Annotated in this window: 10 protein-coding genes and 1 other annotated feature; of the genes, 4 read left to right on the forward strand and 6 right to left on the reverse strand. The window is 43.6% G+C overall.

Annotated features, from left to right (window positions below):
- The first annotated feature begins 128 nt into the window (after nucleotides 1-128).
- Nucleotides 129-1,364: an aminopeptidase gene (locus BN1691_RS07445; RefSeq protein ID WP_048601573.1), complete on the forward strand. Its 1,236-nt coding sequence runs from the start codon at nucleotides 129-131 to the stop codon at nucleotides 1,362-1,364.
- 65 nt (nucleotides 1,365-1,429) lie between these two features.
- Here the strand turns inward: BN1691_RS07445 and BN1691_RS07450 are convergent, their stop codons facing one another.
- The 4 genes from BN1691_RS07450 to BN1691_RS07465 all read right to left on the reverse strand — a co-directional run bounded on the left by BN1691_RS07450 (nucleotide 1,430) and on the right by BN1691_RS07465 (nucleotide 5,931).
- Nucleotides 1,430-2,971, reverse strand: a complete 1,542-nt coding sequence (locus BN1691_RS07450) for a SulP family inorganic anion transporter (protein ID WP_048601574.1) — start codon at nucleotides 2,969-2,971, stop codon at nucleotides 1,430-1,432.
- A 327-nt stretch (nucleotides 2,972-3,298) separates the two neighbouring features.
- The gene (locus BN1691_RS07455) at nucleotides 3,299-4,276 is read right to left on the reverse strand and encodes a S66 family peptidase (protein ID WP_048601575.1); all 978 of its coding nucleotides are present in this window, start codon (nucleotides 4,274-4,276) and stop codon (nucleotides 3,299-3,301) included.
- A 24-nt stretch (nucleotides 4,277-4,300) separates the two neighbouring features.
- A complete protein-coding gene (locus tag BN1691_RS07460; RefSeq protein WP_048601576.1) occupies nucleotides 4,301-4,843 on the reverse strand; it encodes a GNAT family N-acetyltransferase in 543 nt (180 codons plus the stop codon).
- A 230-nt stretch (nucleotides 4,844-5,073) separates the two neighbouring features.
- Nucleotides 5,074-5,931: a transglycosylase domain-containing protein gene (locus BN1691_RS07465; protein WP_053083723.1), complete on the reverse strand. Its 858-nt coding sequence runs from the start codon at nucleotides 5,929-5,931 to the stop codon at nucleotides 5,074-5,076.
- Nucleotides 5,932-6,071: 140 nt separating this feature from the next.
- Here BN1691_RS07465 and BN1691_RS07470 point away from each other — a divergent pair, with 140 nt between their 5' ends.
- A complete protein-coding gene (locus BN1691_RS07470) occupies nucleotides 6,072-6,806 on the forward strand; it encodes a tRNA 2-thiocytidine biosynthesis TtcA family protein (protein WP_197082492.1) in 735 nt (244 codons plus the stop codon).
- A 65-nt stretch (nucleotides 6,807-6,871) separates the two neighbouring features.
- Here the strand turns inward: BN1691_RS07470 and BN1691_RS07475 are convergent, their stop codons facing one another.
- Nucleotides 6,872-7,750 carry a LysR family transcriptional regulator gene (locus BN1691_RS07475; protein WP_048601577.1) on the reverse strand — a complete coding sequence of 293 codons (879 nt, stop codon included), beginning with the start codon at nucleotides 7,748-7,750 and terminating at the stop codon, nucleotides 6,872-6,874.
- Nucleotides 7,751-7,911: 161 nt separating this feature from the next.
- Here BN1691_RS07475 and BN1691_RS07480 point away from each other — a divergent pair, with 161 nt between their 5' ends.
- Both BN1691_RS07480 and BN1691_RS07485 read left to right on the forward strand, forming a co-directional pair.
- Nucleotides 7,912-8,862, forward strand: a complete 951-nt coding sequence (locus tag BN1691_RS07480; RefSeq protein ID WP_048601578.1) for a DMT family transporter — start codon at nucleotides 7,912-7,914, stop codon at nucleotides 8,860-8,862.
- 122 nt (nucleotides 8,863-8,984) lie between these two features.
- Nucleotides 8,985-9,241, forward strand: a binding site (T-box leader).
- 81 nt (nucleotides 9,242-9,322) lie between these two features.
- Nucleotides 9,323-10,672 carry a sodium-dependent transporter gene (locus BN1691_RS07485; RefSeq protein WP_048601579.1) on the forward strand — a complete coding sequence of 450 codons (1,350 nt, stop codon included), beginning with the start codon at nucleotides 9,323-9,325 and terminating at the stop codon, nucleotides 10,670-10,672.
- A gap of 58 nt (nucleotides 10,673-10,730) precedes the next feature.
- Here the strand turns inward: BN1691_RS07485 and BN1691_RS07490 are convergent, their stop codons facing one another.
- Nucleotides 10,731-11,414, reverse strand: a complete 684-nt coding sequence (locus BN1691_RS07490) for a phosphoribosylaminoimidazolesuccinocarboxamide synthase (protein WP_048601580.1) — start codon at nucleotides 11,412-11,414, stop codon at nucleotides 10,731-10,733.
- Between the last annotated feature and the right edge of the window lie 156 nt (nucleotides 11,415-11,570).

Below are 11,570 nucleotides of genomic sequence, written 5' to 3' on the forward strand. Positions count from 1 at the left end.
CCTGGGCTCTCAAGTGAGAGCCCTTTCTTTATGAATCATATTTCTCGCTTAAGTTATGCTATAATATACCAATAACAGTTTCAGCAAAGCAAACCTCATCAAAAATTAATCTTAAAGGGGATGACTGTATGGATCAATTTGAACATCAGCTAGATCAATACGCCGAATTAAGCGTCCGTGTTGGTGCGAATCTTCAACCCGGCCAAGAGTTGATCATTGCTGCCGATACTGCTTCTATCCAGTTTGTACGTAAGCTGGTGAAGCATGCATACGCTGCTGGAGCTTTCTACGTCCATGTTCTATTTAATGATGAAGAGATTACACGAACACGGTTTTTAGATGCTCCAGAGGAATCATTCAAGCACTACCCAGAGTGGTTAGTTAAGATCCGTGACGAAGTAGCTGAGAAGGGCGGAGCCTATATCTATGTGGACTCACAAAACCCTGATTTACTACAAGGTGTGAAGCCTGAACGCATCGCTGCAGCTACGAAGGCAAGCGGTACAGCACTGAAGAAATTTCGGGAGTATGTCTCCTCTGATAAAATCAGTTGGAATATCGTAGCCGTTCCCTCCCCTGAATGGGCTGCTAAGGTATTCCCCAACCTATCAGCAGAAGAGCAGATGAAAAAGCTCTGGGAAGCCATCTTTAAGGCGACACGAATTGACCAAGCGGATCCTGTAGCAGCATGGCATCAGCATGATGATATCTTGCAGGAGCGCGTGGAATTCCTAAATCAAAAGCGCTATCGCAAACTCCATTATCGTGCACCTGGTACCGATCTAACCATTGAACTGCCTGAGAAGCATCTCTGGCTCGGCGGTAGTAGTCCAGATGTGAAGGGCGTTCGCTTCTTTGCCAACATGCCCACTGAAGAAGTCTTCACCATGCCTAAAAAAGATGGTGTAAATGGCAAGGTATCTAGTACGAAGCCCTTGAACTATGGTGGTAACTTAATTGATAACTTCAGTCTCACCTTTGAAGATGGTCGCATTGTTGATTTCCAAGCAGAGATGGGTTATGAAGTCCTAAAGCACCTTATCGAAACTGATGAAGGCTCTCATTTCTTAGGTGAAGTAGCATTGGTACCCCATGATTCCCCAATCTCCAATCAGAATATCATCTTCTTCAATACCCTATTTGATGAAAATGCCTCCTGCCACCTAGCCATTGGCAATGCATATTCCACTAATTTAGAAGGTGGCGTCGATATGAGTGAAGAAGAGCTGGCACAGCATGGTGCGAACATCAGTATCACCCATGTAGATTTTATGATCGGTTCAGCAGATCTTGATATTGATGGGATTACAGCAGATGGGAAGGAAGAGCCCATCTTCCGTAAAGGAAATTGGGCTCTTGGTTAAGCCAATCCATTAAAAACGACCTCTGGATCAACTCCAGAGGTCGTTTTTATTAAATCATTTCATTGTTAATCTCGGATTACAGCCTGCTCCATTGCTCCCAGTGAGGGTTTATTCATTTGCTTAAGCTCTTTAACAAGTACTTTATTAAAGGCTTCTTTGCCCATCATGCTTGCAACGATCTTCTCAATGGATGGCTGGAGATTGGTTAGCTGCACCATTTTCCCCTTCTTCTCCATCAACTCAATGAATTGCTGTATATTGACAGCAGCAGAAGCATCTACATAGTTAACGCCATTCAGATCAAGGATGATTAGATCATGTTTGCTATCGTGCTCGATTTTTTGGAGAAGATGATCAAGGGATGCGAAGTAAAGCGGTCCTTGAATACTGAAGGTATCTGCGTAAGCACTAGCTTTTTGTTCCAGCTTCACGCCGCGATCTCCATATTGTTTGGCAAAAATCAATGTCGCCAAAAGAATACCGATTCCCACTGCAACCATTAAATCAACAGCAACTGTGATCACCATGGTTAACACCATAATCAACACGTCTGCTTTCGGTGTAACAGGGATTTTCTTAAAGCCATCCCAATCAAACATGCTAATCCCTGTATTGATAAGGATACCTGCTAGAACCGCCAATGGAATAAATTGGACGGCATCACCTAAGCCAACAACTAAAATCAGTAGCACAATACTATGCACACAAGCAGAGATTGGCGTACGCCCTCCGCTTTTAGCATTAACCACAGAACGTACAGTGGCTCCAGCACCGGCAATACCGCCGAAGAGACCACTTATCATATTACCGATCCCTTGTCCGATCAATTCCTTATTACTCTTATGACGAATTCCCGTGACATTATCCATTACCACAGAGGTGAGTAGAGAGTCAATAGCACCTAGAATTGCGATACTGAGAGCCGGTGGTATCAGCTCAGGTAGTAGGGCAAAATCAATTTGAGGTAAATGGAGGGTAGGTATAGCTTGTGGAATTGTTCCAATCATCTCAACCGTCCTATTTAGAAAGACCGTACCAATAGCAGGAAGACTGAACTGAATATTCTCGAGATAGGGCTGTAACGCTATGACTAATGCAGTTCCTGCCAATAATGCTACGAGGCTAGCTGGAATGACCTTTATCAAACGTTTAGATAACAGCATAATCGCCATGGTAGCAATAACCACTAAAAAGCTGTTTTCCAAGTAGATGAGCTGACCTCCGATAATAATCAGAGCAATCCCGTTCATAAAGCCTGAGATAACAGAGTATGGAATATACCGAATATAATCTCCGATTTTAAATACTCCTAATAAAATTTGGAAAAGTCCAGCCAGCATAAAAATAAAGAAACTGGTTTCTAGACCGTAGGTTGCAATTGTACCTGTAGCGATTACAGTGATTGGACCAGTTGGCCCTGTTACTTGGGCTGGTGTCCCGCCAAAAATGGCCGCAAAAAAACCGGTAAAGATGGCGCCATATAACCCGACTAATGCGCCTTCAGCCGACCCACCCGTTGCAGCAATCCCAAAGGCAATGGCGAGTGGCAAGGCCACAATGGCAACCGTAATGCCGGATAATACTTCCCGTATGATGTTTTTTCCCACAGCGATCCCCTTCATTCAATATTTTTGAATCATCAACAAGTGACATTTGTCCATCATATCTATTGTAAGCCCAATGATGGAACGTGTCACCACCACATTTTGTCACCGATCCTAAAAAATATTGGAGATACTTCATCTATAATAACAAGAATCAGGGAAAGCGACTACTCTATCCAATGATTACCAGTAAAAGTATCTCATGCTCTCGCTATTCTCTGCTCCTCGATTGAAAAAGCAGAGAAGATTCCCAAGTCGATATCGTGGGCATCCCCAACAGACTTAGCATCCTTCTCTGCTGTAATCATACTTTTCCTTGAGCTTCTTGTATTAGTGCTTAATCACTTTTAACTGAACATGATTTCCTTTCGCATGTACAGAGATAATTCCGCCAACAGGGAAGGTAAAAAACGGTGTGGTGTGACCAAAATTCAAGTTCGCTACCACTGGAAGATGGGCTAATTCCTTTTTCGTCCGAATCATATACTCAATCTCGCTATTCTTCACATGCGAGATATTCTGAAAGCGACCGATTAAAATCGCCTGTACGCCATGAAAGTCGGGCTGCTGAATTAAGGATTGTAGCATCCGATCAAAAACATGAATGGATGAAAGCTCATCGTCTTCAATCAACAAGATACTATTCTGTAACGATGGCATATAGTTGGTTCCTTGCAAGAGGCTGATGGTGCTTAAATTTCCACCTAAGCTAACACCCGTGGCCTCTCCTTCATTGATCACTAACGGACCTTCATTATCAATAAAGATTCGGTCCTCCTGATCCAGATACCACTCATCATCGCTCCAATATGGTGCTGGAACCACCTCATAGGACCCATCCTTCATCACACACTTCTGGAACTTTGTCCAGGTATATTCGAAGCCTTTCTTCATTGAAAAGGATGAAAAATGTGGACCAGAATAAGTGACGAGCCCCGTTTGCTTGTAAATGGCATTGCTTAATGCGGTAATATCAGAATACCCACAGAATACCTTAGGATTCTGTTTAATCACGTCATAATCCAAATATTGAAGGAGTTGATTGGCATGAAATCCCCCGATGGCGGTCAAGATCCCCTTCACATTCGGATCGCGGAAGGCATCATGGATATCCTCCACACGGGAAGCAATGGAGGAGGTGCTTAATTCATCGCACTCGCCTACATGCTTACCCATGGATACATGAAATCCATACTGTTCTAAACGTTCGATGGCATATTCAATCTGTTCTTCATGAAGAATGGTCATACTGGTTGACGGAGCAATCACGCGAATTTCATCGCCGGCTTGTAATTTCGTTGGTATCATTTAAACTCCCCTTACTTTCCTCTTTCATTTCTTGCTTGCAACATATTCATCATGGAGGATACTCATCACATATTCATCATGATACGCACCATCACGAAAAATATGTTGACGAAGGATTCCTTCTACTTTAAATCCACACTTCTCGTAACTACGAATAGCACGAGGATTAAAGGCATATGTGAAGAGCTGCACCTTATTCATATTCATCTGCTCAAAAATAAAACGAACAAGAACATTCATAGCATCCGTACCATACCCCTTGTTCCAGTAGGGTTTCCCCAAGAATATTCCTACTACGGCGTAGCGGTTCTTCCAATCCACTTGATTCACACCACAACCACCGATATATTCGCCACTCTCTAATAATTCTATGGCAAAATTATATTTTCCATCATTATTAAAGGCAGATTGACGATGTAACCACTCTTTTTCTTCGTGAAGGGGAATCGGGAAGGGAATACCTGGATGAAGGTAGCGTTTGACATCTGGATCATTAACCAATTCCCATGCACGAAGTACATCTTCTTCTCGTACATCTCGTAATCCAATTTTTTCTCCAGTATACATCTCATCTCCTCCTTATTTTGCACTTCGATTCCTCCGCTGGCTCCCTGTTTGTATACAAAAAGCCTGTAAGAAGAATCCCGTGGTACTGAGACTCATCCTCCAGGCTTTTATCCTAGAAGTGTAGCACATGGCCTGTATCGCTTGGACCTGACACCCAAGTATGGGTCGGAACCCTAGATACACTCTCAAGAATCGTAACTAATGTTTCCAGATATTATATGAAATACGACTTAGTTTGTCAAGCTATGGATGGGCTGAATACGAAACTGCTCCTGTTGAGCAATGAACAAGGATGGTGGTTCTTTCATCACCGTTCCCTTTGCTAGTGGAATATTAATGTTGGTATGAATAGCTGCATTCTTCTCCTCTTCTGTGAGATACCCAAGCTGTTCCATCCGTTCTAGAACAACTTGCTGTCTTTGCTTTGCCTTTGCAAAATCCTTAATTGGCGAATAGTGCTCTGGCGCCTTCGGTAATGCTGCAAGCATCGCCGCCTCACTCAAGGAGATCGTCTCCTTCGTTGGGTGATTCAATTGAACGGTCTTGTCAAAATAGAAGTTAGCGGCTGTTTCAATTCCATAAATACCATGGCCAAAATAAATCGTATTCAAATACATTTCTAATAATTCTTCTTTTGTATAGGATTGCTCTAAGTAGATGGCAATTGCCATCTCTTTTAATTTGCGATCGAATTCCTTATCCTGATTCAAGAAGAGGTTCCTTGCTAGCTGCATGGTGATGGTGCTACCTCCCTGAACCAAACTGCCCTGACGGACGTCTTGCCAGATGGCGCGACCAAGCCCCACCAGATCTACACCAGGATGAAGATCATAGCGATGATCCTCAATGGCAACGAATGCATCACTGATGTAAAGTGGCATCTGTTCCATGTCTACATAGATACGATGATCTAGGTGGGAGGTACCCTCCCGTTGGGCCACCTTCATCGCGGTCTCGTATTGGGCTAATCGATCATAATCAACCAGCATTCCTCCGATTGTGGACATAGAACAAAAAAGAAGGATAGAAAGGATCAAAATCACTGCTACACCTCTTCGTATCCTTCGCCCCCATTCTACCTTCACCATGGACCACAACCCCTTTCTCTTCACAAGTTACAGATTCTACTATCCTCAGTATAGCCATAATCAATTGATGATCCCATTGATTTCCCTTACAATAAGCTTACAATCTTGTCATAGAGCTCATTGTAAAAGGAGTGTCCCTTGTGGATTTTCATTTATCGAATCAAGATCGGCAACAAATATTAACACCCTTGAAGCAAATGATTCAACAATATCAGCTCATCGATGATGGCGACAAAATTGCAGTAGGCCTATCTGGTGGTAAGGATAGCACCTCGCTCCTCTACTTACTTACCATCCTCCAGCAACAGCGATTCGCCTCATTCCAGCTCGTACCCATCACCTTAGACCTTGGATTCCAAGGCCTCGAATTAGTACCACTGCGTCAGTTCGTCGAGGAGTTAGGACATTCCTTAGAAGTGGTCTCCACCCAGATTGGCTCCATCGTTTTCGAGACGCGGCAAGAGAAGAATCCCTGTTCACTCTGCGCCAATATGCGTCGAGGTACCCTCTACGATGCTGCCCAAAAGGCTGGTTGTAATAAGGTAGCCCTTGGGCATCATCTCGATGATGCCTTGGAAACATTTATGATGAACCTGTTCTTCAATGGAAAACTGGGTACCTTCCCACCCTCCACCTTTTTGGATCGGACCAATATCACCCTCATTCGTCCCATGATTGCTGTCGAGGAACGCATGATCAAGAAGCTGGTCCGCACGAAAGCATTGCCTGTCATTGAAAATCCCTGCCCTGCAAATAAACATACGAAACGCGAAGAGATGAAGAAGCTCGTGCAGCAATTAAGTATTTCCTACCCCGATCTACGTCAGCAGTTTCTCCATGGTGTTCAGCATGTAGACGGAAAAAGCTTCTGGTGATCTGGTATTATCTTAAAAGGACTGAACTCCGTCCATAGGATTGACGGAGTCCAGCCCTTTTTCCCCTACACTTTTTGGATTATTTTGTTCATTTCCTGCTGTCCCCGAATGGTCTCAATAAATTTGCTTAGGGCATTGGTCATATAAGCTCCGCTGCGATAGATGAAGAGTGTGGTGATTTTACTATACTGCTTCGGTATTGGATAACAGCGAATGGCTCCTTCTTCTGCAAGATGCTTCACTGTTAACTGGGGCACCAATGTAATCCCTAATCCCGCTACCACGCTACCGAGGATGGTTTCTAATGTACCAAATTCCATCTCTTGCCTTGGTGAGAAGCCTTCAGCTTCTAGCCATTGCCGTAGACGAGCGCGATAAGCGCAGCCTGCACCGAAAACAAGAAGGGGTTCTGTTTTTACTTCTTCAATGGAGGTGGATTGGGTGTTGGCAATTAGTACCAGTTCCTCCTCACAGACAATCTCCTGCTTAAGCTGGGGATGCTGAACGGGGGCGATGACAAACGCGCCATCTAAATTTCCTTCCACCACTTCATTGATCAAATGGCTGGTTACACCGGTTACCATCGAAAGTCCCACCTGGGGAAATTGATGATGATACCTCGAAAGGATGGAAGGTAGCTTCACCACTGTTTCTACTGAACCAATATGCAAGGAGCCTCTCGGATGATCAGGATCCTGAAATGTCTCCATCATCTCATCCACCATGGTTAGAATCTTATTCGCATAGATTAGTAAACGCTTGCCCTCAGAGTTCAGAACCATGCCGCGACTCTGCCGATAGAAGAGAGGCGTCTGAAGCTTGTTCTCTAAGCTTTGAATACGTGCTGTTACATTGGATTGTACGTAATTTAATTCCTTCGCCGCTCCACTGATGCTCCCATTCTCTGCTACGGCACGAAATACTCGTAAATCGCGTAATTCCATCCCCTTCTCCTCCACTCCCATGATCCTTTTATATATCAATTATAATGATATATTCAATCGTTATCAATCATTTTACTTGATACTTGATTGCCGCTATGATAGAGGTAGTTAATTATTTCACAATTTACATAGCAACTAAGAATCGGCTGGAGGAGAACAATATGAAGAGCAATAAAATCATTATCGGTGCCATTCTCTGTCTCATTGCTAGCGTCTCATGGGGTGCAATGTTCCCCGTGTCTGAACGTGCACTAGTCCATATCGATCCATTCTACTTTTCATTCATCCGTTACGGATCTGTCTCCATTTTGCTCGTGATTTGGCTGATCATGAAGGAAGGGGTCAAGTCCTTACGCCTTGAAGGGAAGCTATTGCCACTTTGGTTTTTCGGAACCATGGCTTTTACGGTCTATAATTTCTTCGTCTTTCTTGGGCAAAAATCCTTAGGCAAGCCTGGTGTGATCCTTGCCTCCATTATGGAAGCGATGATTCCCTTAATTGCCGTACTGATTCTCTGGTTCTTTAAACATCAACGTCCTAGCAATTTCACCCTTGGCTGCATCGCCATTGCGTTCATCGGTGTTTTTATGGTGATTACAAAAGGTGATTTAAGCTTCTTTTCAGCCGCTGGAAGCGGTCCGCTCTGGGTCTTTGTCATCTTCATCGGTGAGGTAGGTTGGGCTGTTTATACGTTGGGTTGCAATTCAGACAGCTTTGATAGTTGGTCCTCACTCCGCTACTCCACATTGAGTTGCGTTCTCGGCTCCTTAACTGCTGGTCTGTTCGTCGCCATCATGACAGGCATGGGCTATATTGAGATCCCTACTGCAGGGACACTCTTCACCATCAAGTGGGAGATGGCCTTCATGATCCTAGTTGCTGGTTTGATTGCGTTAATTAGCTGGAATGTGGGCATTAAATACCTAAACCCCATCAATGGCTCCCTCTTTATCAACTTTGTTCCTGTAACCACCTTGGTCATTTCCATGATACAAGGCTATGAACTCACCTTATATGATATGGCCGGTACAGTATTGATTATCGTTGCCCTAGTGTGTAATAATCTCTATCAACGAAGGATGCTACAAGACCAATTACCTGCTGAAGCATAGGTCTGAAGCATTGATGATAAAATTATGTTGTTATCTAAAATTGATATGCTTGAATGCGTTCATACAAAAAATTGGATTTGACATTTCATTGGTTTGTGTCTATAATTTTTAAAAATTAAACATTATAGACGATGATGGAGAAAGAAGCATTGAAACGATCCTTTCAGCGAACTGGAAGCGGTGAGAGCCAGTAGGATACGCCAATGTGTATGTTCACTCACTAGTCTTTGCTCTCAAAGTGAACCGAGTAGGAGCAAAGGGTTGTCCCCCTTACGAGGACCCTTGTTTATCAAGACAAGCGTAAAGATATTCAACATTGCATTGATTTAGCATTGTTGAATCAAGTAGAGTGGTACCGTGAAGCAACTTCACCTCTATATAGAGGTGAAGTTTTTTTGATCTCTTCCGTTTTTTATCCCATCGATCTCTTCTTGTTTAAACCAATGAGGGAGGATTCAATATGAGAGAGCAATGGTCTTCAAAAACAGGCTTCGTTCTAGCAGCAGCTGGTTCAGCAGTAGGGTTGGGGAACCTCTGGAAGTTCCCTTATACAGTAGGTATGAATGGAGGAGGAGCTTATGTGGCACTCTATCTTCTCTTCGTTCTCTTGATCGGTATGCCATTAATGCTGGCAGCCATCACATTCGGAAGAAAGACGCAGCTCTCTGTCTTTGGGGCCTATAAAAGCATCAGTCGACGTTGGGCGTTCGTCGGAGCGCTTGCTGTCATCTGTGGCTTCTTTATTCTCGCCTTCTACTCCACTGTAGGTGGATGGGTTCTCTATTACTTGCAAGCTGCATTGCGTGGTCAGTTGAATACAATAGACCCTGCACACCTCGAAGCAGTCTTCTCGCAGCTGTTGGCTTCACCAATCCAACTGATCTGCTACCAGTTTATTTTTCTTCTGATCACGTTGGTCATCGTCTTAGGGGGTATCCGGAAAGGGATTGAAAAAGCATCCAAGCTCATGATGCCTGCTCTCTTTCTCTTATTGATTATCATCGCAGTCCGAAGTTTAACCTTAGAAGGAAGTATGGAAGGCATCCGCTTCTTATTCACACCGGATTTTTCAAAGATCACACCCGATCTTGCCATGTATGCCATGGGTCAAGTCTTCTTTTCCTTAAGCATCGGAATGGGAGTCATGATCACCTATGGTAGTTACCTTGATAAGAAGGTGAACCTTGTCCAATCTGCAGTGATGATTCCTTTGCTGGATACTGCAGTGGCTTTAATTGCTGCACTGGCTACCATCCCTGCTGTGTTCTCCTTTGGCTTTGAAGCCGGCGAAGGACCAGGGATGATGTTCATCACCTTACCAGCTGTCTTTGCCTCTATGCCTTTTGGTCAAGTCTTTGTCATACTCTTTTTTGTTCTGGTGCTTTTTGCTGCCCTCACCTCTTCCATCTCCATGTTAGAGGTGGCGATCTCCTACTTCGTCGATGAAAAGAAATTTCAACGGAAGTCTTCTGCCATCCTGATTAGCATCGCCATCTTTATCATGGGAATCCCTGCTTCACTCTCTCTGGTTGCGAAGAATCAACTCTTCTCCATTGGGAGTCTGAGCATATTTGATTTATACGATAAGCTAACATCCAATATTCTGCTAACCACAGGTGCCTTCCTCTTAAGCATCTTCATCGGGTGGGTCTTAAAGCCGGAGAATGCGATTCAGGAGATTGAAGCTTCTGGGATCCATTTCCGCCTAGCTAAGGTGTGGAGTGCCTTGATAAAATACATTGTGCCTGTGGGAGTCCTAATTATTTTAATCCAATCTTATCAGGAGTTTATCTCCGCCTTACTGAGATAAAAAACAAGGCTGTATGAGGGCCTTATCCCTTATACAGCCTTGCTTATGACAATCTCTGTTATTCTGAAATCAGCTTGGTTAGCTGTAATGGCTCAATATATTGACCATCCTTATAAGCGCGCATGTTTCCACCAGAGATTTCATCGATTAAGAGAATCTGTTGATCTTTACCTGAACGTCCAAATTCGAATTTAATATCGTAGAGTTCAATCCCCTTCTTCGCCAGTTCAGCCTTCACGATGCTGGCAATCTTCTGGGTTAGCTCTTTTAGGATTTTGTATTCTTCCTTGGTGAGGATTCCTAACATATCTAGCGCATCTTCTGAAATGGGAGGATCCTGACGGTTATCATCCTTCAATGTGACTTCCACAAAAGCATCTAGTGGTTGCCCTTCTTTGGCATACATGCCATAACGGCGTAAGAAGCTACCTACTGCTCGGTATCTGCAGATCACTTCAAGTCCATGCCCGAAGACCGTTGCTGGCTTAACCGTCATTGTTGCTTCTTCGATGTTGGCGGTAATGTAATGGGTAGGAATTCCTTGCTCCTTCAGTTTCTCAAAAAAGTATTGGGTTAAGCGAAGTCCTGCCTGCCCTGCACCTTCCATGGTTAAGCCCACTGTATTGGCGCCAGGATCAAAAACTCCATTCTCTCCCGTCACATCATCTTTAAACTTGAGCAAATAGTTGCCATCTTCCAGTGCATAGACATCCTTCGTTTTGCCTGAGTAGATTAGCTTCATCGTCCGAATCCTTTCTTGATTAGAGTTATACTATTATCTTCTTTGAGCCATACTATGTATTTATTATATAGTATGTCCACCGATAAAGAACAACTATTCGAGAAAAAATTATTACCATCTCAATTCTTTTCATAGTATGGGAAATATGGCAGAGCA

Source organism: Rubeoparvulum massiliense (genome assembly GCF_001049895.1).
GTDB classification, from domain to species: Bacteria; Bacillota; Bacilli; order Rubeoparvulales; family Rubeoparvulaceae; genus Rubeoparvulum; species Rubeoparvulum massiliense.